General features: G+C 61.8%; 18 protein-coding genes and 1 pseudogene. 14 read left to right on the top strand and 5 right to left on the bottom strand.

The window, feature by feature from the left end:
• Positions 1 to 42: 42 nt before the first annotated feature.
• The 3 genes from zipA to AACG97_RS09055 form a co-directional block, all read right to left on the bottom strand.
• The gene (gene zipA, locus AACG97_RS09065; protein WP_197886097.1) at positions 43 to 936 is read right to left on the bottom strand and encodes a cell division protein ZipA; all 894 of its coding nucleotides are present in this window, start codon (positions 934 to 936) and stop codon (positions 43 to 45) included.
• Between the two features lie 205 nt (positions 937 to 1141).
• On the bottom strand, positions 1142 to 4630 hold the full coding sequence (gene smc / locus AACG97_RS09060; RefSeq protein ID WP_232554949.1) for a chromosome segregation protein SMC: 3489 nt from the start codon (positions 4628 to 4630) through the stop codon (positions 1142 to 1144).
• A 3-nt stretch (positions 4631 to 4633) separates the two neighbouring features.
• A complete protein-coding gene (locus tag AACG97_RS09055; protein ID WP_115293661.1) occupies positions 4634 to 5293 on the bottom strand; it encodes a GntR family transcriptional regulator in 660 nt (219 codons plus the stop codon).
• 268 nt (positions 5294 to 5561) lie between these two features.
• On the opposite strand from AACG97_RS09055, the gene xdhA reads away from it, so the two are divergent.
• The 4 genes from xdhA (at position 5562) to guaD (ending at position 11731) form a co-directional block, all read left to right on the top strand.
• Positions 5562 to 7016 carry a xanthine dehydrogenase small subunit gene (xdhA, locus tag AACG97_RS09050; RefSeq protein ID WP_009683924.1) on the top strand — a complete coding sequence of 485 codons (1455 nt, stop codon included), beginning with the start codon at positions 5562 to 5564 and terminating at the stop codon, positions 7014 to 7016.
• The gene (gene xdhB / locus AACG97_RS09045) at positions 7009 to 9408 is read left to right on the top strand and encodes a xanthine dehydrogenase molybdopterin binding subunit (protein ID WP_054890192.1); all 2400 of its coding nucleotides are present in this window, start codon (positions 7009 to 7011) and stop codon (positions 9406 to 9408) included. Before xdhA ends, xdhB begins: the two co-directional genes overlap by 8 nt.
• Positions 9409 to 9570: 162 nt before the next feature.
• Complete coding sequence (xdhC, locus tag AACG97_RS09040; RefSeq protein WP_009683926.1) at positions 9571 to 10416, top strand: xanthine dehydrogenase accessory protein XdhC; 846 nt, start codon at positions 9571 to 9573, stop codon at positions 10414 to 10416.
• A gap of 10 nt (positions 10417 to 10426) precedes the next feature.
• Positions 10427 to 11731 carry a guanine deaminase gene (guaD, locus tag AACG97_RS09035; protein WP_009683927.1) on the top strand — a complete coding sequence of 435 codons (1305 nt, stop codon included), beginning with the start codon at positions 10427 to 10429 and terminating at the stop codon, positions 11729 to 11731.
• A 102-nt stretch (positions 11732 to 11833) separates the two neighbouring features.
• On the opposite strand, the gene AACG97_RS09030 is transcribed toward guaD, so the two are convergent.
• The gene (locus AACG97_RS09030) at positions 11834 to 12589 is read right to left on the bottom strand and encodes a GntR family transcriptional regulator (protein WP_125855170.1); all 756 of its coding nucleotides are present in this window, start codon (positions 12587 to 12589) and stop codon (positions 11834 to 11836) included.
• Positions 12590 to 12872: 283 nt separating this feature from the next.
• Between AACG97_RS09030 and AACG97_RS09025 the strand changes: the two genes are divergently transcribed.
• Entirely contained in the window at positions 12873 to 14222 is a 1350-nt protein-coding gene (locus AACG97_RS09025) for an NCS2 family permease (RefSeq protein ID WP_397460187.1), read from the top strand.
• Positions 14223 to 14409: 187 nt separating this feature from the next.
• Positions 14410 to 14649: pseudogene (locus tag AACG97_RS27990) on the top strand (RHS repeat-associated core domain-containing protein); the annotation flags it as partial.
• A gap of 612 nt (positions 14650 to 15261) precedes the next feature.
• Here the strand turns inward: AACG97_RS27990 and uraH are convergent.
• A complete protein-coding gene (gene uraH, locus AACG97_RS09015) occupies positions 15262 to 15615 on the bottom strand; it encodes a hydroxyisourate hydrolase (RefSeq protein WP_003259496.1) in 354 nt (117 codons plus the stop codon).
• 400 nt (positions 15616 to 16015) lie between these two features.
• Here uraH and puuE point away from each other — a divergent pair, with 400 nt between their 5' ends.
• The 8 genes from puuE (at position 16016) to AACG97_RS08975 (ending at position 24475) form a co-directional block, all read left to right on the top strand.
• On the top strand, positions 16016 to 16942 hold the full coding sequence (puuE, locus tag AACG97_RS09010; protein WP_009683931.1) for an allantoinase PuuE: 927 nt from the start codon (positions 16016 to 16018) through the stop codon (positions 16940 to 16942).
• Positions 16942 to 17457, top strand: coding sequence for a 2-oxo-4-hydroxy-4-carboxy-5-ureidoimidazoline decarboxylase (gene uraD / locus AACG97_RS09005; RefSeq protein ID WP_009683932.1), 516 nt, complete (start codon positions 16942 to 16944; stop codon positions 17455 to 17457). The genes puuE and uraD overlap by 1 nt, the downstream gene beginning before the upstream one ends.
• A gap of 49 nt (positions 17458 to 17506) precedes the next feature.
• On the top strand, positions 17507 to 18010 hold the full coding sequence (locus AACG97_RS09000; RefSeq protein WP_009683933.1) for an ureidoglycolate lyase: 504 nt from the start codon (positions 17507 to 17509) through the stop codon (positions 18008 to 18010).
• A 45-nt stretch (positions 18011 to 18055) separates the two neighbouring features.
• Positions 18056 to 19375: a urate hydroxylase PuuD gene (locus AACG97_RS08995; RefSeq protein ID WP_029885695.1), complete on the top strand. Its 1320-nt coding sequence runs from the start codon at positions 18056 to 18058 to the stop codon at positions 19373 to 19375.
• Positions 19376 to 19534: 159 nt separating this feature from the next.
• Complete coding sequence (locus tag AACG97_RS08990; RefSeq protein WP_125855167.1) at positions 19535 to 20890, top strand: nucleobase:cation symporter-2 family protein; 1356 nt, start codon at positions 19535 to 19537, stop codon at positions 20888 to 20890.
• Positions 20891 to 21043: 153 nt separating this feature from the next.
• Positions 21044 to 21829, top strand: coding sequence for an outer membrane protein OmpK (locus AACG97_RS08985; protein ID WP_225785740.1), 786 nt, complete (start codon positions 21044 to 21046; stop codon positions 21827 to 21829).
• 351 nt (positions 21830 to 22180) lie between these two features.
• Positions 22181 to 22963 (top strand): outer membrane protein OmpK, encoded by a 783-nt coding sequence (locus AACG97_RS08980; protein WP_009683938.1) that lies wholly within the window; start codon positions 22181 to 22183, stop codon positions 22961 to 22963.
• Positions 22964 to 23102: 139 nt separating this feature from the next.
• A protein-coding gene (locus tag AACG97_RS08975) for an IS3 family transposase (RefSeq protein WP_115294863.1) occupies positions 23103 to 24475 on the top strand; the annotation gives its coding sequence in 2 pieces (ribosomal slippage) (positions 23103 to 23576 and positions 23579 to 24475; 1371 coding nt in all).
• Positions 24476 to 24523 lie beyond the last annotated feature (48 nt).

Here is a 24523-nt window from a genome sequence, read left to right as displayed (position 1 = left end):
AACCGGCCAGCACGCCCTCAGGCTGCTCTTTCGTTGGATCTGTCAGCGCTTCTGGGTCAGCGCACGGCGCTCGAACTCGACGATGCGCTGGCGATAGTGCTCGATGGTCTGGGCGGTCAGCACGCTGCGCTGGTCGTCCTTGAGCTCACCGTTCAGTTCATGTGCCAGCTTGCGCGCGGCCGCCACCATCACGTCAAAGGCCTGCTTCGGATGACGTGGGCCAGGCAGGCCGAGGAAGAAGCTCACCGCACGGGTGCTGAAATGGTCGATGTCGTCCAGGTCGAACACACCAGGCTTGACCGCATTGGCCATGGAGAACAGCACTTCGCCGTGGCCGGCCATGCTTTCGTGGCGGTGGAAGATGTCCATTTCGCCGAAGCGCAGGCCGCTTTCAAGAATGTTCTGCAACAATGCCGGGCCCTTGAAGCCACCCTCGTCGCGGGAAATGACGCTGATGACCAGCACCTCTTCGGCCGGTGGCAGCTCCTTGACGCTGCTGCTGGCAGCGGGCGCCGGGTTGCCACGGGTATTTTCGGCGGCGAAGTCGTCGTCGCTGTCGGTGAACAGGTCGGGCTCGCGCGGCTCGGCGCTCAGGCCCAGGTCGCCCTGCTGCAAATCGGCCGCGGCTGTGGCGCGCTTGCCACGCTTGCTGGCCTTGGCCGGCTTTGGCTCGCGCTCGCGATCACGCGCCGAGGCGCTGAGCGAAGGCAGGTCGCTTTCGTCCAGTTCCGGTTCTTTATGGGTATCCAGTACCCGCGACGGGCCGAGTACTTCGGCACTGCCGCCCTCTTCGTCCGGCAGGTTGGAATAACTGCGGTCCAGACGGAATTTCAACTTGCCTTTGCCGCCGCGCATGCGGCGCCAGCCGTCGAAAAGAATACCGGCAATGACAATGATGCCGATGAGGATCAGCCACTCGCGCAGACCGATTTCCATGTAATCCCGTGCCTCTATAAAAATATGCTTGAAAACAAAGGGTTCAAAGCCCTTTAACACGTGGCGCCAACTCTATGTTCTGACAGGCGTTTTACCCACGCAATAAACGAGTGACATTAAGCTAGCACGACCAAAGACAACTTTACACCGTCTGTCGCACATGACGGGGGCATTTCGTTGGAGAAAGTGCCCGCATCGTCGCACATCACGCATCGACCATGGCCATGGCGGCCTCCACATCAACTGCAACAAGACGTGAACAACCGGGTTCATGCATGGTTACCCCCATCAGTTGATCGGCCATCTCCATCGCAATCTTGTTGTGGGTGATGTAGATGAACTGCACGCTCTCACTCATTTCCTTGACCAGGCGCGCGTAGCGCCCGACGTTGGCATCGTCCAGCGGCGCATCGACTTCGTCGAGCATGCAGAACGGTGCGGGGTTCAACTTGAAGATGGCAAACACCAGCGCCAATGCGGTCAGTGCCTTTTCGCCGCCGGACAGCAGATGGATGGTGCTGTTCTTCTTGCCCGGCGGTCGCGCCATGATCGTCACCCCTGTATCGAGTAGATCTTCGCCCGTCAGTTCCAGATAAGCGCTGCCACCACCGAAAACTTTTGGGAAAAGTGCCTGTAATCCGGCATTTATCTGATCAAAGGTATCCTTGAAGCGGTTGCGGGTTTCCCTGTCGATCTTGCGAATGACGTTTTCCAGGGTCTCCAGCGCCTCCACCAGGTCGGCGTCCTGGGCATCCAGGTAGCGCTTGCGCTCGGATTGTTGCTCGTACTCCTCAATGGCGGCGAGGTTGATCGCCCCCAGGCGCTGGATACGCGCCTCGAGTTGCTCCAGCGCCTGTTCGGTGCCCTGCTCGCTGGCATCGGCCTCCAGGGTGGCGAGCACCCCTTGCAGGTCGTAACCGTCGGCCAGCAGCTGCTCCTGCAGGGTCTTGCGCCGCACATCCAGGCCCTGGCACTCCAGCCGCAGCTGCTCCAGCTGGCCGCGCAACAACAGCGCCTGCTGCTCGGCCTGCGTGCGGCGCTTCTCGGCCTCGCGCAATTCGCGGTCGGCTTCGTCCATGTGCAGGCGGGCCAGGCGCATTTCCTCGTCAACACTCATGCGCAGTTCCAGCAGCGCTTCGAGCTTCAGGCGCAACTCTTCCTGTGGCGCCTCGCCCTCCTCCAGGTTCAGGCTCAGTTGCTCCTGGCGCTCGGTCAGCCTTGCTGCTTGCTGCTCTAGGCGCTCCAGGGCCTGGCGGGTGGAGTCATGCTGCGCACGCATCGAGCCCAGCCGCACGGCCAGCTGGTGGGCGTGGTCCTTGTGCTGGCGGGCCTCCTGGCGCACCCGGTCGAGGCTTTCTCGCAGGGCGTCGCGGCGGGCCATCAATTGCTCGCGCTGCTCGGTGTCCTGGGCCATCAGCTCCACCGCCTCTTGCAGCAACAAGCGGGCTTCGCCCAGTTGTTCGTGCTCAAGGGCGCGTTGTTCTTCCAGTTCGGCCAGTTCTTCCTGCAAGCGCCAGCGCCGCAGCTCGACCTGTTCGGCGCGCGCACGGCTGGCCGAGAGGCTGGCTTTCAGTTCACCGTGCAGGCGGTTTTCTTCCTGGCTGCGGCGGCGCAGTTGCTCGCGCTGTTCTTCCAGGTCCAGCTGCTGCTCGCGCAGGGTTTGCAACTGTTGCTCAAGTTGTTCCAACGCCGCTTCCTGCTGCAGTTGTTCCTGGCCCAGGCGGTCGATTTCCTGGCCACGCGCCAGCACACCGCCTTCAGCCTCACCGCCACGGCGCACCCGCAGGAAGTGCCGGCCAACCCAGTAGCCATCGCGGCTGACCAGGCTCTGGCCGTCGCCAAGCGCTGTGCGCTGCGCCAGCGCCTGGACCAAGTCTTCGACAGGCTTGACCTGACCCAGCCAGGGTGCCAGATCGACACGGCCTTCGACCTTTTCCAGCAGGCTGCCGGGCAACGACGCGCTGGCATCGCTGGCCTGCAGCAAGCGCAGCTCGCCTTGTTCCAAACCGGCAAAATCGAGGCCGTTGAAATCGTCCACCAGCACGGCCTGCAGGTCAGCGCCGAGCACGGTTTCTACGGCAAGCTCCCAGCCCGGTTCTACCCGCAAGCCTTCAGCCAAGCGTGGCTGTTGATCCAGGCCCTGGCCCTGCAGCCAGTCTGCGGCGCCCGCCCCCGGCTCCAGGGCTGCCTGCTGCAACGCTTCCAAGGATGCCAAGCGGCCGCCCAGGCGCTGCAGGTCGCCCTGTGCCTGCTGCTGGGCCTGGGTAGCCTGCTGCAACTGCCCGCGCGCGCTTTCCAGACCCTCGACCACCTGTTCTTCGGAGAGCTGCAGTTCTTCCAGCAACATCTCGCTGCTGGCCAGTTGCTCGGCCAGATCCAGCAGGGTGGCGTCCTGCGGATCGCTCCCCAGTTGCTCGCGCTCTTCGCCCAGCTTGCGCTGGCGCTCAGCCTGGCGCTCCAGGCTGGCTTCCAGCTGCTGCAGGCGCGCCTGCTGCACTTCGGCCTTGCGGCGCGGTTCGGCAGAGCGGCTGTTGAAGCTGTCCCACTGCTCTTGCCAGCCGTGCATGGCCAGCTCGGCCTCTTCCAGCGCCGCCGCAGCTTCTTCGGCGGCGCCCAGGGTCATTTCCTGCTCGGGTTCGAGCATGGCCAACTCTTCGCCCAGGGTCGCCAGCAAGGTGCGGTCATGCCCCAGGTGCGACTCGGTTTCCAAACGGGTGCGCTCGGCCTCCTTGAAGTCGTCCTGCAACTGGCGCAGGCGCTGCTGGCCGTGCTGGATACTCTGCTCGACCCGGGCAATGTCACCGGCCACCGAATAGAAACGGCCCTGCACCTGGTTGAACCGCTCGGACAACTCGTGATGGCCGTCACGCAGGCGCTCGATGCTGGCATCGGCGTTGCGCTGCTCGGCCACCAGTGCCTCATGGGCCACGCCCTGGTCACCGATCACCGACTCGCGCTGGCGTACCCGCTCGTCCAGGTCGCGCCAGCGCAGGGCCGACAGCCGCGCTTTCAACTGCCGTTCCTGCGCCTTGTACTCACGGTACTTTTCCGCGGCCTGGGCCTGGCGGTGCAGGCGCTCGAGCTGGCGTTCCAGTTCTTCACGCAGGTCGGTCAGGCGTGCCAGGTTTTCCTGGGTGCGGCGGATACGGTTCTCGGTTTCGCGGCGGCGCTCCTTGTATTTGGAGATGCCGGCGGCTTCCTCGATGAAATTGCGCAACTCTTCGGGCTTGGCCTCGATCAGCTTGGAGATCATGCCCTGTTCGATGATCGAGTAGCTGCGCGGCCCCAGCCCGGTGCCGAGAAAAATGTCGGTGATGTCGCGCCGGCGGCACTTGGTGCCGTTCAGGTAGTAGCTGTTCTGCCCGTCGCGGGTGACCTTGCGGCGGATGGAAATTTCGGCGTACGCGGCATACTCGCCGACCAGGGTAGTTTCGCTGTTGTCGAAGACCAGCTCGATGCTGGCCTGGCTGACCGGTTTGCGCCCACTGGAGCCGTTGAAGATGACGTCGGTCATCGATTCGCCGCGCAGGTTCTTCGCCGAGCTCTCGCCCATCACCCAGCGCACCGCGTCAATGATGTTGGATTTGCCGCAGCCGTTGGGGCCGACCACGGCCGCCATGTTGCTGGGGAAATTGACTGTGGTCGGGTCGACGAACGACTTGAAGCCAGCCAGGCGAATGCATTTGAGGCGCATCGGTCAGCCTCGGGCCAGTGCCGCCAGCACCAGTTCGCAGCTGCGCTGGCAGTAAGCGGTAAGCACCTCGCGAATGTGCGGCAGGTCACGGGCGACCACCGCTTCGAGCAGGCGCGCGAACAGGTCGAGGTAATCGATCATGTTGGCCTGGCGTTGGTCCAGCGCCAGATAATAGGCACGGCTCATGGCCGGCTGCAGGTTTTCCACGGTTTCCTGCAAGAAAGGGTTATCGGCAAACGGATAGGCGGCGCGCATCACCGCGAAGCTGTCACCGACGAAAGCCTTGATGTCCAGCAGGTCGTGGGCGCGCTGCAGCCGCTGCTGAATCTCCAGAAACGGGCGCAGGTCGGCTTCGGTGCGCCATTTTTGTGCAACCGCATTGCCCAGCAGGATATAGAACTCGCCCATCAGCGCGCACAGGCTGCGCACGCTGCGTTCGTCCAGCTCGGTGACATGGGCACCGCGGCGCGGCAAGATCGCCACCAGGTGGCGGCGTTCAAGAATCAGCAACGCCTCGCGCACAGAACCGCGGCTGACATTGAGTGCCTGCGTAACCTTTTGCTCCTGAATGCGCTCGCCGGGCGCCAGCTCGCCGCGGATGATGCGTTCGGCCAGGTAATCGGCAATCTGCTCGGAGAGGCTGTCCGGGGCCTTGAACGTCATGGTTTTCCTTCAAAATCATTGAACTGGGCACAAGGGGCGAAGTGTAGCGCACTTGACCATTGGTCGCGCAGAGGGGGCAGGCGGTTTATTTGACCCAGCAGACAACCGCGGGCCCGGCGCGATCTATGCTTGCAATATGGGCAATGAACAGGGTTGGGCGAGACCATGCACAATTTCTTGACCCTTGGGTCAGAAAAATATTGACCTGCTGGACAGGTGTTGCTTAGAGTCCGCCCAACAACAATAAAACCATTGCGAGGCCATCCCCGTGATCCAGTTTCTCGTCAATCAGGAGCTGCGTAGTGAGCACGCCCTGGACCCTAACATGACGGTGCTGCAGTACCTGCGCGAGCACCTGGGCAAACCCGGCACCAAGGAAGGCTGCGCCAGCGGTGACTGCGGCGCCTGCACCGTGGTGGTCGGTGAACTGACCCAGGACGCACAGGGCAACGACAACCTGCGCTACCGCAGCCTCAACTCGTGCCTGACCTTCGTCTCGTCGCTGCATGGCAAGCAGCTGATCAGCGTCGAGGGCCTCAAGCACCAGGGCCAGCTGCACAGCGTGCAGCAAGCCATGGCCGATTGCCATGGGTCGCAATGCGGGTTCTGCACACCCGGCTTCGTGATGTCGCTGTTTGCCCTGCAAAAGAACAGCGACGGCGCCGACCTGCACCAGGCCCAGGAGGCCCTGGCCGGCAACCTGTGCCGCTGCACCGGCTACCGGCCGATCCTCGACGCCGCCGAGCAGAGCTGCCGCCAGCCTTGCCGCGACCAGTTCGATGCCCAGCAGGCGCATACCATCAGCCGCCTGAAGGCCATTGCCCCCACCCAGACCGGTGAACTGAACAGCGGCGACAAGCGCTGCCTGGTGCCACTGACCGTGGCGGATCTTGCCGAATTGTACAGCTCGCACCCAGAGGCGCGGCTGCTGGCCGGCGGTACCGACCTGGCCCTAGAAGTCACCCAGTTCCACAAGACCCTGCCGGTGATGATCTACGTGGGCCACGTCGCCGAACTCAAACGCATCGAGAAGACCGCCAGCCACCTGGAAATCGGCGCCGCAACCCCGCTCACCGACTGCTACGGCGCCCTGAACGACGAGTACCCCGACTTCGGCGCCCTGCTGCACCGCTTCGCCTCGCTGCAGATCCGCAACCAGGGCACCCTCGGTGGCAACATTGGCAATGCCTCACCGATTGGCGACTCGCCACCCCTGCTGATCGCCCTGGATGCGCAGGTGGTGCTGCGCCAGGGTGAGCGTCAACGGGTGATGCCGCTGGAGGATTACTTCATCGACTACCGCATCACTGCCCGCCAGGACAGCGAGTTCATCGAGAAGATCATCGTGCCACGCGCCAGCCGCGACTGGGCGTTCCGTGCCTACAAGGTATCCAAGCGCCTGGACGACGACATCTCCGCCGTGTGCGGCGCTTTCAACCTGAGCATCGAGGACGGGGTGGTCAGCGGTGTGCGCATCGCCTTTGGCGGCATGGCAGCGATACCCAAGCGCGCGCGCGCCTGCGAAGCCGCGCTGCGCGGCAAACCCTGGAACGCGGCGGCCATCGAGCGTGCCTGCCAGGCCCTGGCCGAAGACTTCACCCCGCTCAGCGACTTCCGCGCCAGCAAGGAATACCGCCTGCTGACTGCACAGAACCTGCTGCGCAAGTACTTCATCGAACAGCAATCGCCGCACATCGAAACCCGGGTGACCGCTTATGTCTAACCACCATGTAGCCAAGAGCCAGGCCGAGATGGCCGAACTGTTCAGCCAGCACCTGACCACCGGGGTTGGCCGCAGCGTCAAGCACGACAGCGCCGACAAACATGTCTCCGGCGAGGCGCTGTACATCGACGACCGCCTGGAATTCCCCAACCAGCTGCACGTCTATGCCCGCACCGCCGACCGTGCCCATGCGCGCATCCTGCGCATCGACACCACGCCGTGCTATGCCTTCGAGGGCGTGCGCATCGCCATCACCCACGAAGACATCCCTGGCCTGAAGGACATCGGCCCGGTGGTGGCGGGTGACCCGCTGCTGGCTATCGACAAGGTCGAGTTCTTCGGCCAGCCGGTGCTGGCCGTGGCTGCACGCGACCTGGACACCGCACGCAAGGCGGCCATGGCCGCAATCGTCGAGTACGAGGACCTGGAGCCAGTGCTGGACGTGGTCGACGCGCTGCGCAAGCGGCACTTCGTGCTCGACAGCCACACCCACCAGCGCGGCGACTCCGCCAGCGCCTTGGCCAGCGCCCCGCACCGCCTCCAGGGCACATTGCACATTGGTGGCCAGGAGCACTTCTACCTGGAAACGCAGATTTCCTCGGTGATGCCTACCGAAGATGGCGGCATGATCGTCTACTGCTCCACACAGAACCCCACTGAAGTGCAGAAGCTGGTCGCCGAAGTACTCGACGTGCCGATGAACAAGGTGGTGCTGGACATGCGCCGCATGGGCGGCGGCTTTGGCGGCAAGGAAACCCAGGCCGCCAGCCCGGCCTGCCTGTGCGCGGTGGTGGCGCGCCTGACCGGCCAGCCGACCAAGATGCGCCTGCCGCGGGTCGAAGACATGACCATGACCGGCAAGCGCCACCCGTTCTACGTCGAGTACGACGTGGGCTTCGATGAGAATGGGCGCCTGCATGGCATCAATCTGGACCTGGCCGGCAACTGTGGCTATTCGCCCGACCTGTCTGGCTCGATCGTCGACCGCGCCATGTTCCACTCAGACAATGCCTACTACCTGGGCGATGCCACCGTGCATGGTCACCGCTGCAAGACCAACACTGCCTCCAACACGGCGTACCGCGGCTTTGGCGGCCCGCAGGGCATGGTTGCCATCGAACAGGTGATGGACCACATTGCCCGCCACCTGGGCCGTGACCCCCTGGCGGTGCGCAAGGCCAACTACTACGGCAAGACCGAACGCAACGTCACGCATTACTACCAGACCGTCGAGCACAACATGCTCGAAGAGATGACCGCCGAGCTGGAAGCCAGCAGCGACTACGCCGAGCGCCGCGAGTCGATCCGCCGCTTCAACGCCAACAGCCCGGTGCTGAAGAAAGGCCTGGCCCTAACCCCGGTCAAATTCGGCATTTCGTTCACCGCCACCTTCCTCAACCAGGCCGGTGCGCTGATCCACATCTACACCGATGGCAGCATCCACCTGAACCATGGCGGCACCGAAATGGGCCAAGGCCTGAACACCAAGGTGGCGCAGGTGGTGGCACAGATCTTCCAGGTGGATTTCAGCCGTATCCAGATCACCGCCACCAATACCGACAAAGTGCCCAACACCTCGCCCACGGCCGCCTCGAGCGGTGCCGACCTGAACGGCAAGGCGGCGCAGAACGCGGCCGAGATCCTCAAGAAACGCCTGACCGAGTTTGCCGCACGGCACTATCAGGTGACCGAGGAAGACGTCGAGTTCCGCAACGGCCATGTGCGGGTGCGCGATCAGATCGTCAGTTTCGAGCAGCTGGTGCAGCAGGCCTACTTTGCCCAGGTGTCGCTGTCCAGCACGGGCTTCTATCGCACGCCGAAGATCTACTACGACCGCAGCCAGGCCCGTGGCCGGCCGTTCTACTACTTCGCCTTCGGCGCTGCCTGTGTGGAGGTGATCGTCGACACCCTGACGGGTGAATACAAGATGTTGCGCGCCGATATCCTGCACGATGTCGGTGACTCGCTGAACCCGGCCATCGACATTGGCCAGGTAGAGGGCGGTTTCATCCAGGGCATGGGCTGGCTGACCACCGAGGAACTGGTGTGGAACGCCAAGGGCAAGCTGATGACCAACGGCCCGGCCAGCTACAAGATTCCGGCAGTGGCCGACATGCCACTGGACCTGCGCGTGAAGCTGGTGGAAAACCGCAAGAACCCGGAAGACACCGTGTTCCACTCCAAAGCCGTGGGCGAGCCGCCGTTCATGCTCGGCATCGCCGCCTGGTGCGCGATCAAGGATGCCGTGGCGAGCCTTGCCGATTACCGCGTGCAGCCGAACATCGACGCGCCGGCAACGCCGGAGCGGGTGTTGTGGGGGTGTGAGCAGATGCGAAAGGCGGTGGCCCAGCAGCAACCGTCTGAACATGAATTGGAAACCGTCACCCACTGACAACGCAAGGCCCTGTAGGAGCGGCCTTTTGTCGCGAAAGGGTCGCGAAGCGGCCCCAAGATCTTGGCTACTGCATAGATTGTCGGGGCTGCGGTGCAGCCCATTCGCGACACGAGGCCGCTCCTACAAGGGGGCCGTGTCGATCTTTAGAGAGGTCGCATCATGCACCAATGGATCAACGCCCTCGCCGACCACCAGGCCCGTGGCGAAGCCTGCGTACTGGTGACCATCATCGAGGAACGCGGCTCGACCCCGCGTAATGCCGGCTCGAAGATGGTGGTCAGCGCCAGCGGCCTGTTCGACACCATCGGCGGTGGCCACCTGGAATACAAGGCCCTGCACATCGCCCGGCAAATGCTTGAAGCACAACGCACCACGCCGCACCTGGAACGCTTCAGCCTCGGCGCCAGCCTGGGCCAGTGCTGCGGCGGCGTCACCGTGCTGCTGTTCGAACCCATGGCTGCCGTGCAGGCGCACATCGCCGTGTTCGGCGCGGGCCATGTCGGCCGCGCTCTGGTACCCTTGCTCGCCGCCCTGCCCTGCCGGGTGCGCTGGGTCGACTCGCGTGAACAGGAATTCCCCGAATTCATCCCCAACGGGGTGACCAAGGTGGTCAGTGAAGAGCCGGTCGACGAAGTGGCACAGCTGCCACCAGGTTGCTACTGCATCGTCATGACCCACAACCATCAGCTCGACCTGGAACTGACCGCCGCCATTCTCAAGCGCAACGACTTCACCTGGTTCGGCCTGATTGGCTCGAAGACCAAACGGGTCAAGTTCGAGCACCGCCTGCGCGAGCGGGGCTACGACGACGCGCTGATGGCGCGCATGCGCTGCCCGATGGGCCTGGCCGAGGTCAAGGGCAAGCTGCCCATCGAGATCGCGGTGTCCATCGCCGGTGAAATCATCGCCACCTACAACGCCTGCTTTGGCCAGCACGACGCTGCCGCCAATGCCGGCCCCATTGCCCAGTTGCTGCCGCCCTCCCGGCGCAGCCAAGCCCTTTGACGAGTGAGTTATGACCGTTACCCGCAAAGCCTACCGTGCCGCCATCCTGCACAGCATCGCTGACCCGGCCGAGGTGGGCCTGGAGGCATCCCATGAATACTACGAAGACGGCCTGCTGGTCGTCGACGATGGCCGCATCAGCGCCGTTGGCCACGCCAGCGAGCTGCTGCCGACCCTGGCCGCCGACTTTCCGGTCGAGCACTACCAGGACGCACTGATCACCCCGGGTTTCATCGATACCCACATCCACTTCCCGCAAACCGGCATGATCGGCTCCTACGGCGAGCAGTTGCTGGACTGGCTGAACACCTACACCTTCCCGTGCGAAAAGCAGTTTGCCGACAAGGCCCACGCCGACCAGGTGGCGAAGATCTTCCTCAAGGAACTGCTGCGCAACGGCACCACCACCGCATTGGTCTTCGGCAGCGTGCACCCGGAATCGGTGAATGCCCTGTTCGAAGAGGCCGAGCGCCTGGACCTGCGGCTGATCGCCGGCAAGGTGATGATGGACCGCAACGCCCCGGACTACCTGACCGACACTGCCGAGTCCGGCTATGCCGAAAGCAAGGCGCTGATCGAACGCTGGCACGGCAAGGGCCGCCTGCACTACGCCGTCACCCCGCGGTTCGCCCCGACCAGCACGCCTGAACAGTTGACCCTGGCCGGCCAGTTGCTCAAGGAGCACCCGGGCGTGTACATGCACACGCACCTGTCGGAAAACCTCAAGGAAATCGACTGGGTCAAGTCGCTGTTCCCTGAGCAGAAGGGTTACCTGGACGTCTATGACCACTTCGAGCTGCTGGGCGAACGCTCGGTATTCGCCCACGGCGTGCACCTGTGCGACGACGAGTGCCAGCGCTTGGCCGAAACCGGCTCGGCCGTGGCCTTCTGCCCCACCTCCAACCTGTTCCTCGGCAGCGGCCTGTTCAACCTGCCGCAGGCCGAGCGCTTCAAGGTCAATGTGGGCCTGGGCACCGACGTCGGCGCCGGGACCAGCTTCTCGCTGCTCAACACCCTGAACGAGGCGTACAAGGTGATGCAGCTGCAAGGCGCGCGCCTGCACCCGTTCAAGTCACTGTACCTGGCCACCCTAGGCGGCGCCCGTGCGCTGCGCCTGGACGACCGCATCGGCAGCCTGCGCCCCGGCAACGATGCCGACTTCGTGGTGCTGGACTACAAGGCCACGCCGCTGCTGGACTACCGCATTCAGCAGTCCAACAGCATTGAAGAGACCCTGTTCGTGCTGACCACCCTGGGTGACGACCGCACCGTGCGTGAAACCTACGCTGCCGGGCGTTGCGTGCACCAGCGCTAGCCGCCACAGCCCTGGTAGGAGCGGCCTTGTGTCGCGATGGGCTGCAAAGCAGCCCCAGGGGTGAGCGCAAATGCACACCCCTGAGGCTAACCAGGCAAACGATCAACCCTTGGCGGAGACCTTGGGCTTTTTCAGCAAATGCGAGAACACCGCATGCAGGTCGTCCGAGGCGCTTTCCTCGTCCAGGTTCAGCTTGCTGTCAATGTGGTCCATGTGGTGCATCATCAGGCTCACCGCCTGCTGGGCATCGCGCGCCTCGATGGCGTCGATCAGCTGCATGTGTTCGTCATACGAGCAGTGCGAGCGCGTGCCGCTTTCGTACTGGGCAATGATCAGCGAGGTCTGCGACACCAGGCTGCGCTGGAAGCTGACCAGCGGCGCATTGCCCGCTGCCTCGGCCAACTTGAGGTGGAACTCGCCGGACAGGCGGATACCGGCACCACGGTCGCCGCGCGAGAAGCTGTCACGCTCTTCACGCACCATTTGCCGCAGCTCGTTCAGTTGCTCGGCGGTGGCATGCTGCACGGCCAGTTCGGTAATGGCCCGTTCTACCATGCGCCGCGAGAAGAACACCTGGCGCGCCTCTTCAACGGTCGGGCTGGCCACCACGGCGCCGCGGTTGGGCCGCAGCAAGACCACGCTCTCGTGAGCCAGCCGCGACAGGGCGCGGCGGATGATGGTGCGGCTGACGCCGAAGATTTCGCCCAGCGCTTCCTCGCTCAACTTGGTGCCCGGGGCCAGCCGCTGTTCAAGAATCGCCTCGAAAATATGCGCGTAGACGATGTCGTCCTGGGTACCGCTGCGGCCGGCCTTGCCGACTCGTGCAGGTTTCTTCAGAGGTTGCAGCTGTTCGTTCATGGGCTCTCGAGGCACGAAGAGAAAGTATGGCGCCATTGTACACAGGCTGAGGCGATTCCGCAGGGGGCGTTTTCGCTATATAGCCGTTGTACGACGCATTGCGCACACAAAACATAAAACATTATTTGCATTCTTTGTACACAAAAGCATAATCCATCGAGCAACTTCTTGACCCATAAGTCAACAAAACGGTCGGACGTCTGCCTCACCTCGCGGGGTCACCAAGTGCATGGCGCAGGAACTGGCCCCCACAACAACAAGAAAGACTTGAGGAGTACATGCTGTGGAAAGCCGCAAATCCGAAGCCCCTACGCTGGATCTTGCCCCGCCGCTCGAAACGAGTTGGCTGGAGCGGATTTTCAAACTCAAGCAACACGGCAGCACCGTCAAAACCGAACTGATCGCCGGGGTGACCACCTTCATCACCATGGCCTACATCATCTTCGTCAACCCCAACATCATGGCCGACGCCGGCATCGACCATGGCGCCGCCTTCGTCGCCACCTGCATCGCCGCGGCGCTGGGTTGCCTGCTGATGGGCCTGTACGCCAACTGGCCGGTGGGCCTGGCGCCGGGCATGGGGCTCAACGCCTTCTTCACCTACACCGTGGTCGGCACCATGGGTTACAACTGGGAAACCGCGCTGGGGGCCGTTTTCGTTTCGGGCGTGCTGTTCATGTTCCTGACCTTGTCGAAAGTGCGCGAATGGCTGCTCAACAGCATCCCGGTCAGCCTGCGCCATGCCATGGGGGCCGGCGTTGGATTGTTTCTCGGGCTGATCGGCCTGAAAACCGCCGGCATCATCGTCGACAGCCCCGCCACCCTGATCAAGCTGGGCTCGCTGCATGAGCCCGGGCCACTGCTGGCGGCGGTGTGCTTCCTGCTGATCGCCATTCTCAGCTACAAGCGCGTGTTCGGCGCGATCCTGATCAGCATCATCGGCGTGACCCTGGCAGGCTGGGGGCTGGGCCTGGTGAAATTTGGCGGGGTGATGTCGATGCCGCCGAGCCTGGCACCGACCTGGATGGCGATGGACGTTGCCGGCGTGTTCAACGTCAGCATGATCAGCGTGGTGCTGGCGTTCCTGTTCGTGCACATGTTCGATACGGCCGGCACGCTGATGGGTGTGGCCCAGCGGGCGAATCTGGTAGCACCGGACGGGCGTATCGAGAACCTGTCGCGGGCGCTGAAGGCCGACAGTGCATCGAGCGTGTTCGGCGCGGTGGTGGGTGTGCCGCCGGTGACCAGCTATGTGGAAAGTGCTGCCGGGGTTGCGGCAGGTGGCCGCACCGGCCTGACGGCGGTGGTGGTCGGTTTGCTGTTTGTGGCGGCGATGTTCTTTGCCCCACTGGCCGGGATGATCCCAGCTTACGCAACTGCAGGCGCGCTGATCTACGTGGCCATGCTGATGATGGGCAGCATGGCGCACATCCATTGGGACGAGGCTACCGACAGCATTCCGGCAATTGTCACGGTGATCATGATGCCGTTGACCTTCTCGGTTGCCGATGGCATCGCCCTGGGCTTCATCAGCTATGTGGCATTGAAGGCGGGTACCGGCAAGTACAGGGAAATCTCCGCCAGCCTGTGGGTGCTGTGCGCGATCTTCATTGCCAAGTTCGTGTTCCTTTAACCTACATAGTTTCAAAAAGGGCGCCTCCGCGCCCTTCTTCATTATAGATACCCCTACTTTAGCGAGTGCTTCAGCCTGACACTTTTATCAGGTGCCGGGGGCGCAGGGAAATGATAAACATGGTGCACCCTTAATGACGGTAGGGCCGGAGATAGCTCCTATGCACATTGTGCCTGCTGCACGCAACTACACCCCTTGTGGTTACAGTGTACTCAGTGGCGATTTACTCGGCTATAACGGCCATTTTCAAGATCCCGTATCAGGCCTCTATCCGCTCGGCCAAGGCTATCGCCATTTCAGCCCTCAGCTCGGACGGTTCTACAGCCCAGACGACAGAAGTCCTTTTGGCAGAGGCGGATTGAATGCGTACGCCTACTGCCAAGGAGACCCTGTCAATCGAATTGATCGCGACGGACATTCATTTATTAATGCGGTTTTGGGTGCTTTCACCCTTAAGAAAAATAGAACACCCGGCAGCGCGCCACAGGTAAACCCACCACTCACGGCCCCCAGCCAACAGCTCCATACAACTGTGGTAAACCCTGGAAATGTCATTACTCCCCCAAGCAAAAGCAACGTGACCATCAGCTGGTCGGGCGTGCAATACAATCTGCATCCAGGTGACATCTGGGGCATGGCTAAAGAAATGAAATTCAGCGTTGGTTCTGGCGGATTGCAAGTTAACTTACCAATGAACGCAGTTCTGCCTGGCACGCCCAACTCTGGAATTACGCTGAATCGCAGCGGGCTAAATATTCATCTCGACCACCGGGACGCTATCAAATTGGCTTTTTCGGTAGCGCTCAACACGCCCGCAGCCGGCTCGATCCCTGTACCCTTTGACTTAAGAATCAATAATTTCCAAGTAGGTCTGCGTGCAACAAGCATCCGGTGTTCTTACAGCGACCTTTTCGGCATGACTGCAAAGGCCGCCAAGCGAAACAGGTAAAGCCGGGAAAAAAAGCGTACTACGGACGAAAAAAAGCCCGCCAGTGTGAGAGCGGGCCAAAGGACCTACGAAGATTCTTCTAGCGACCAACTAGCTTCCACGGTAGGTCGAATAGCTGTACGGCGAGATCAACAGCGGCACGTGGTAGTGCTCCTGCTGTTCGTCGATGCCAAAGCGCAGCACCACAACATCCAGGAACGCCTGGGCCGGCAGTTGCACACCGCGGGCGCGGTAGTAGTCGCCTGCGCTGAACTGCAGCTGGTAGACGCCAGTGCGGTAGTCGTCGCCTTGCAACAGCGGCGCGTCGACGCGGCCATCGCTGTTGGTCAGGGCGGTGTTCACCAGCTCCAGTTGCTGGCCTTCGACACGGTACAGCTCGACCTTGATCGAGCTGCCCGGGCAGCCATGCGCGGCATCCAGTACGTGTGTGGTCAAACGTCCCATTGCGTGTCGCCTCTTGTTCAATCTGTGGGCAAGAAATACTCGCCAGCGCACCCAAACAGGGCCTGCGGCAGGCGGGAATGACGCTATTAAGACATTCCACCGCAAAATTGTACACAATTTTTTGAACCCAGCCGTCGCACCCCACCGCACCTTGCCCACAAACGACCCAGCAGTCGCGAATACAGGCGGGCTAACGACGCCCACTTCATTATTTGACCAATCAGGCAGGTTTCTTGCACTGTATTTCTTGCTTGCATTGAAGCGACAAAAGGGCAGAAATGCGGAAAAACAGGCTTACAAAAGATTTCATAAGTTGTATACAATCAGCCCATCCGGTGGTGCGACATCCCGACGCGGCCCGCCCACCCCCCCGCACCAACGCACAAGAAGGAAGACTGCAGTGAGCGCTGACTATCCTCGCGACCTGATCGGTTACGGCAACAACCCTCCTCACCCGCAATGGCCGGGCAACGCTCGCATCGCGCTGTCTTTCGTGCTCAATTACGAGGAAGGTGGCGAACGCAACATCCTGCACGGCGACAAGGAGTCCGAAGCGTTCCTCTCCGAAATGGTTGCTGCCCAGCCGCTGCAAGGCCAGCGCAACATGAGCATGGAGTCGCTGTATGAATACGGCAGCCGTGCCGGTGTATGGCGCCTGCTCAAGCTGTTCAAGGACAGCGGCGTCCCGCTCACCATCTTTGCCGTGGCCATGGCCGCCCAGCGCCACCCCGACGTGATCCGCGCCATGGCCGAAGCTGGCCACGAGATCTGCAGCCACGGCTACCGCTGGATCGACTACCAGTACATGGATGAGGCCCAGGAGCGCGAGCACATGCTCGAAGCCATCCGCATCCTCACCGAAATCACCGGTGAACGCCCAGTGGGCTGGTACACCGGCCGCACCGGCCCGAACACCCGCCGCCTGGTGATGGAGGAAGGTGGCTTCCTCTACGACAGCGACACCTACGACGACGACCTGCCCTACTGGGAGCCGAACAACCCGACCGGCAAGCCGCACCTGGTGATCCCCTACACCCTGGACACCAATGACATGCGCTTCACCCAAGTGCAGGGTTTCAACTGTGGCGAGCAGTTCTTCCAGTACCTGAAAGACGCGTTCGACGTGCTTTATGCCGAAGGCGCCGAAGCGCCGAAGATGCTCTCCATCGGCCTGCATTGCCGCCTGGTCGGCCGCCCGGCGCGCCTGGCTGCGCTCAAGCGCTTCATCGACTACGCCAAGAGCCACGAGCAGGTCTGGTTCGCCCGTCGCGTGGACATCGCCCGCCACTGGCACACCACCCACCCGTACAAGAAAGAGAACGCCTGATGACCGCCTTCAAGACCCTCAAGCCCTCCGCCCTGGACCGCGACGCCTTCGTCGAGGTATTCGCCGACATCTACGAGCACTCGCCGTGGGTCGCCGAAAAAGCCTACGACCTGGGCCAGTTGGGTGAACTGGACGAAGTCGAGGTGCTGCACCAGCGCATGAGCGATATCCTGCTCAGCGCCAGTCACACTGACCAGCTGGCACTGATCAATGCTCACCCGGACCTGGCCGGCAAGGCCGCCATTCAGGGCGAGCTCACCGCATCGAGCACCAACGAACAGGCCGGCGCCGGTATCCACCAGTGCACCGCCGAAGAGTTCGCCCGTTTCACCGAGCTGAACGATGCCTACAAGGCCAAGTTCCAGTTCCCGTTCATCATGGCGGTAAAAGGCAGCAACCGGCACCAGATACTCGCCGCGTTCGAAAAGCGCATCCACAACGACAGCGAGGCCGAATTCAAGGAAGCCTTGGCGCAGATCAACCTGATCGCCCTGTTCCGCCTGCTGCAGCTGTAAGCGGCAGCCGACCCCCATTCAGTACAACGAACATAAAAGAGAGACCCGCATGCGCACCCTGATGATCGAGCCCCTGACCAAAGAAGCCTTCGCTCCCTTCGGCGACGTGATCGAAACCGACGGCAGCGACCACTTCATGATCAACAACGGCTCGACCATGCGCTTTCACAAGCTCGCCACGGTCGAGACCGCCGAGCCTGAAGACAAGGCGATCATCAGCATCTTCCGCGCCGATGCGCTGGACATGCCGCTGACCGTACGCATGCTGGAACGCCATCCGCTGGGCAGCCAGGCTTTCATCCCGCTGCTCGGCAACCCCTTTCTGATCGTGGTCGCGCCCATTGGCGATGCACCTGTATCAGGCTTGGTCCGTGCCTTCCGCAGTAATGGCAGGCAGGGCGTTAATTACCATCGCGGCGTCTGGCACCACCCGGTGCTGACGATCGAAAAGCGGGATGACTTCCTGGTGGTTGATCGCAGCGGTTCTGGCAACAACTGCGATGAGCATTACTTCACCGAGGAACAGATGCTGATCCTCAATCCCCACCAATAAGGAAAGGTCGGTCATCGTTCTCGGTGATCGGCAGAGGTACATACTGTGGAAGCACACCTTCACGAATGGCTGAACCTGAGCATTCGCTGGGTTCACATGATCACCGGCGTAGCCTGGATCGGTGCATCGTTCTACTTCGTCTGGCTGGAGAACCACCTGAACCGAAGCAACCCGCGCGATGGGTTGTCGGGTGATCTCTGGGCGATTCACGGCGGTGGTATCTACCACCTGGAGAAATACAAGCTCGCCCCCCCGAAAATGCCCGAGAACCTGCACTGGTTCAAATGGGAAGCCTACTTCACCTGGATGTCCGGTATCGCCCTGCTGTGCGTGGTGTTCTACTGGAACCCGACGCTGTACCTGCTGGCCCCTGGCAGTACCCTCAGCGGTGCCGAAGGCGTGGCCATCGGTATCGGCTCGCTGGTCGCCGGCTGGTTCATCTACGACTTCCTGTGCGACTCGCCGCTGGGCAAGAAGCCGGCGTTGCTCGGTGCCGTGCTGTTCGTGCTGATCATCGCCGCCTGCTGGGGCTTCAGCCTGGTGTTCAGCGGCCGCGGTGCCTACCTGCACACCGGCGCGATCATCGGCACCATCATGGTCGGCAACGTGTTCCGCATCATCATGCCGGCCCAGCGCCAGCTGGTGGCCGCGATCGAGAACAACCAGACGCCCGACCCGGTACTGCCGGCCAAAGGCCTGTTGCGCTCGCGTCACAACAACTACTTCACCCTGCCGGTGCTGTTCATCATGATCAGCAACCACTTCCCGAGCACCTACGGTAGCCAGTACAACTGGCTGATCCTGGCCGGTATCGCGGTAGCTGCGGTGCTGATCCGCCACTACTTCAACACCCGCCACGACAGCAACAAGTACGCCTGGACCTTGCCTGTCGGTGCCCTGGCAATGATTTGCCTGGCCTACGTCACCGGCCCCAAACCGATGGCAGTGAGCCCTGAGCAGGCCGCCGCGAAGATCGAGTACCAGCCTCTGCCGGCTACGGCTGTGGGTGGCAAGACCGCTGCCGAGCAACGCGCCGAAGAGGCCGCCAAGGCCGCCGCAGCGCCTGCCGAAGCCCCGGCCCAGGCTACGGCCCAGGCCGGTGCTGGCGACTTCGACAAGATCCACAATGTCATCCAGGAACGCTGCACCGTGTGCCACTCGGCCAAACCGACCAGCCCACTGTTCAGCGCCGCCCCTGCCGGCGTGATGTTCGACACCCCGCAGCAGATCCAGGCCCAGGCCGCGCGCATTCAGGCGCAGGCAGTGGCCAGCCAGATCATGCCGCTGGGCAACATCACCCAGATGACCACCGAGGAGCGCAAGCTGGTCGGTGACTGGATCGCCAAGGGCGCCCAGGTCAACTGATCGAGCCACAAGCGTCAAGCTGCAAGCCTCAAGCTGTACGTAGTAGGAAGCAAGCATCGAGTGTCAGGCTCCAGTGCGGATACCAAGCTTTTTCTTGAAGCTTGCCGCTTGGAGCTTGGCACTTGGATCCGAGAATAAAAACAAAACTCGAGGTGCTGCATGTCCGAGTCCCGCAAGGCGTACATCCCCGTTGCGCCACCGCGCGAACCCTTGCCCCTGTTCCAACTGTTCCTGGTTGGCCTGCAACACGTTTTGCTGATGTATGGGGGCGCCATCGCTGTGCCGCTGATCATTGGCCAGGCCGCCGGGCTGTCCCGTGAAGAAGTCGCTTTCCTGATCAACGCCGACCTGCTGGTCGCTGGCGTCGCCACCATCATCCAGTCGTTCGGTATCGGCCCGGTGGGCATCCGCATGCCGGTGATGATGGGTGCCAGTTTCGCAGCCGTGGGCAGCATGGTGGCCATGGCCGGCATGCCCGGTGTAGGCCTGCAGGGGATCTTCGGCGCGACCATCGCCGCCGGCTTCTTCGGCATGCTGATCGCACCGTTCATGTCCAAGGTCGTGCGCTTCTTCCCACCGCTGGTCACCGGTACGGTGATCACCTCGATTGGCCTGTCGCTGTTCCCGGTAGCGGTCAACTGGGCCGGCGGTGGCCAGGATGCCAGTACGTTCGGCTCGCCGATCTACCTGCTGGTGGCCGGCCTGGTGCTGGCCGTGATCCTGCTGATCAACCGCTTCATGCGCGGCTTCTGGGTCAACGTGTCGGTGCTGGTTGGCATGGGCCTGGGCTACGTGCTGGCCGGCGCCATCGGCATGGTCGACCTGACAGGCCTGAGTGAAGCGCCGTGGTTGCAGGTGGTGACGCCCCTGCACTTCGGCATGCCGACTTTCAGCCTGGCACCGATCCTGTCCATGTGCCTGGTGGTGGTGATCATCTTCGTCGAGTCCACGGGCATGTTCCTGGCCCTGGGCAAGGTGACCGACCGCGAAGTCACCCCAGGCATGCTCCGCCGCGGCCTGCTGTGCGATGCCGGGGCGTCGTTCATCGCCGGCTTTTTCAACACCTTCACCCACTCGTCGTTCGCCCAGAACATCGGCCTGGTGCAGATGACCGGGGTCCGCTGCCGCTTTGTCACCATCGTGGCCGGCGCCCTGCTGATTCTGCTCAGCCTGCTGCCCAAGGCAGCGTTTCTGATCGCATCGATCCCGCCCGCGGTACTGGGTGGGGCGTCGATCGCCATGTTCGGCATGGTGACCGCTACCGGGATCAAGATCCTCCAGGAAGCCGACATCGGCGACCGCCGCAACCAGTTGCTGGTTGCGGTAAGCGTGGGCTTCGGCTTGATCCCCGTGGTGCGCCCGGAGTTCTTCGCGCAGATGCCGCAGTGGATGGAGCCCATCACCCACAGTGGCATCGCCATGGCCACGGTCAGCGCCCTGGTGTTGAACGTGCTGTTCAACATTCTGGGCGGTGCCGACCGCGCGGTGCACAACGACGCCTGTCACCAGCACTGAGGCAAAACCCCTTCGAGTGAACGGGAGCGGCCTGTAGCCGCTCCGGTCTCGAACCGTCGTAGACGCTATACCGTCGGCCCGCCGGAATGGGCCGCCCGGGGCACCTGCACGCCAAAAAAACCCAAAAAAAACAATAAGTCCGGGAAGCACAACATGAAACGCATCACCACGTCCCTCTTGCTGGGCAGCAGCTTGCTGGCCACCGTTCCTGCCCACGCGGGCGAATGGCTGCAATGGCACGGCGAAAGCCTGACCTACCTGTACGGCAAGGACTTCAAGGTCAACCCCAGCATCCAGCAGACGGTTACCTTCGAGCACGCCAACAAATGGAAGTACGGCGACACCTTCATGTTCGTCGACAAGATTTTCTACAACGGCAAAGCAGACGCCAGCAAGGGCGTGACCACCTACTACGGTGAGTTCAGCCCACGCCTGTCATTCGGCAAGATCTTCGACCGGAAACTGGCATTCGGCCCGGTCAAGGATGTGTTGCTGGCCATGACTTATGAACGTGGCGAAGGCGACAACGAGGCCTACCTGATCGGCCCCGGCTTCGACCTGGCCATCCCGGGCTTCAACTACTTCACCCTTAACTTCTATGTGCGCAACACCGAGGGCAGCCGCCCCGGGGACAATGTGTGGCAGATCACCCCGGCCTGGTCGTACACCCTGCCGGTGGGCAAGTCCGACATCCTGATCGATGGTTACATGGACTGGGTGACCGACAACGACCAGACCCGCCGTGGCACCTACCACGCCAACCTGCACTTCAACCCGCAGGTCAAATATGACCTGGGCAAGGCCCTGAACCTGGGGGCAAAGCAGCTTTATGTGGGCTTCGAGTACAGCTACTGGAAGGACAAGTACGGCATCGACAGCCGCGGCTACCTGGACAGCAACCAGAGCGTGGCGAGCGCGCTGATCAAGGTACACTTCTAAGAAGTTGACCAAACGCACAAGTTTGATTCACAGCGCTCCAGGACGGAGCACTTGAGGCGCGGCGCGCAAGCCAGTAATCTGCGCGCCCCCTCGATCAGGGCAGAACGGATTCTGCCTGCGTTTACTGACCGCTCAGTCAATGAATACGGGCGGTTGGCGAACGTGTTGCCAGCCTGAAAGACCCTTTTCATCCGTTCAGAACGAAGTCGAGCAGGAAGGTTTTGCCAACCCAGAAAAGTTGGCCCAACCCTTGCCAAACAGCTGTGGCCTATCGAAAAAAGCTGACTCAAAAGACAAAAAGCGCCAACAACGAGCGCAGACAACAGATCAAACAAGGGAGCGACACTCGCAATGCGTACCATCAACAGCCTGATCCTTGCTGGCGGCCTGCTGGCCTGCGGCACCACCTTCGGCGGTGACTTGCTGCAATGGCAGAACAACAGCCTGACCTACCTGTGGGGCAAGAACTTCAAGGTCAACCCGCCAACCCAGCAAACCGTGACCTTCGAACATGCCGATGGCTGGAAGTACGGCGACAACTTCATCTTTGTCGACAAGATCTTCTACCAGGGCCAGAAGGACGAGGGCAACGGCCCGAACACCTACTATGGCGAGATCAGCCCACGCCTGTCGTTTGGCAAGATCTTCGACCAGAAGCTGGAGTTCGGCCCGGTCAAGGACGTGCTGCTGGCCATGACCTACGAGTTTGGCGAGGGTGATACCGAGTCGTACCTGATAGGCCCAGGCTTCGACCTGGCCATCCCCGGTTTCGACTACTTCCAGCTGAACTTCTACAACCGCACCACCGACGGCAGCCGTGCCGGCGACAATGTGTGGCAGATCACGCCGGTGTGGTCGTACACCATCCCGGTCGGGGATTCCGACGTACTGATCGACGGCTTCATGGACTGGGTGGTCGACAACGACCAGAACCGCCGTGGCACCTACCACGCCAACCTGCACTTCAACCCGCAGATCAAGTACGACCTGGGCAAGGCGCTGCACTTTGGCGAGAAGCAGTTGTACGTTGGTGTGGAGTATGACTACTGGAAGAACAAGTACGGCATCAAGGACAGCGATGCCTTCACCACCGACCAGAACACCATGAGCTTCCTGGTCAAGGTGCACTTCTGACCTGAGCCCTAGGGGCCGCGCTGCGGCCCATTCGCGGGCACGCCCGCTCCCACAGGGTCCGCGCTCCGCCCAAGGCAGACACTGTACCTGAACTGCGCCCCTGACGTTGGACAAAAATCCAACCTCAGGGGCGTTTCATATGAGCAAGTACACTAGACAATTCAAGCTTTCCGCCATCCAGGCTTTTCTGCAACGTGGCATTGGCTACCGTTTCATAGCCGCACAGTTCCAGATGGATCCCTCCTTACTGCGCCGCTGGGTACAGGCCTACCGCATCCATGGCGAGGCCAGCCTGTCCAGACACGCGCAGACTTTCAGCCCTGAGTTCAAGCTCTCGGTGCTTGAGCGAAAATGGCGCGACAAGTTGTCGTTGCGCGAAACGGCGGCTGTTTTCAACCTGACGCATTCCAGCCAGATAGGCATATGGGAAGCGCAGTACTACAGTGGCGGTATCAAAGCTCTGATAGCAGGGAAAAAAGGACCGCGTAACGTCATGATCAAACCATCCGTCCCACCCGCCAGCACCTCGCCCAAGTCCGAGGAAGAACTCTCGTACGCCGAACTGCTGGCCAAGCTGCGTCACGCCGAGATGGAGATCGCCTACCTAAAAAAGTTAAAAGAACTGCGCGAGGAGAAGGCGAGACAGAAGAGGGCCGGGAAGAAAAAGTCCTGATCATCTCGGCCCTGCGCACCCGCTTCCCGCTCGACGGCCTGCTCAAGCTGGCCGGACTGGCGCGCAGTACGTATTACTACCAGCGCAAGTTGATGGCTGCCGGTGACAAGCTGGCTGCGCTCAAAGACCGTATCCGTGAGATTCAGCAGCGGCATAAAGGTCGCTACGGCTATCGGCGCATGACAGCGACATTGCACAGCGTCGGCCACGCAGTTAACAGTAAGGTCGTGCGGCGACTGATGGCCGAACTCGACCTCAAATGCACGGTGCGCGTGAAGAAGTACAAGTCCTATCGTGGCGAGCCCGGACGCATCGCTCCCAACAAGATGGAGCGCAAGTTTACGGCAGAGGAGCCAAACAGGAGGTGGGTAACGGACGTGACCGAATTCAAGGTGGCGGGTGAAAAGCTGTATCTCTCTCCGGTGCTGGACCTGTTCAATGGTGAGATCGTGGCGCACCAGATCGACACCTCGCCGCACTATCCATTGGTCGGTCAGATGCTCGAGCAGGCGTTGTCACGGCTACCGGAAGGGGCCAGGCCTATGCTGCACTCCGACCAGGGCTGGCAGTATCAGTACTACCGCTACCGGAATCGACTAGAGGAGATGGGACTGGAGCAGAGCATGTCACGCAAAGGCAACTGCCTGGACAATGCGCGAATGGAGAGTTTCTTCGGCACACTGAAGACCGAGATGTATCACGGTCAGCGTTTCGCCAGCATCGAGGATCTGAGCGCTGCAATCGATGAATACATCGATTACTACAACCATGACCGAATCAAGATGGGGCTGGCCGGCCTGAGTCCCGTGGCATACAGGAATCAGGCCGCAGCAGCCTAATCAAAGATTGTCCAACAAATGGGGCGCACCTCATACCTGTGGGAGCGG

Origin of the sequence: Pseudomonas sp. Nvir (genome assembly GCF_963778085.1) — a bacterium.
GTDB lineage: Bacteria > Pseudomonadota > Gammaproteobacteria > Pseudomonadales > Pseudomonadaceae > Aquipseudomonas > Aquipseudomonas juntendi.
The sequence above is the reverse complement of the archived record's forward strand: the minus strand, read 5'-3'. Positions and strand labels throughout refer to the sequence as shown.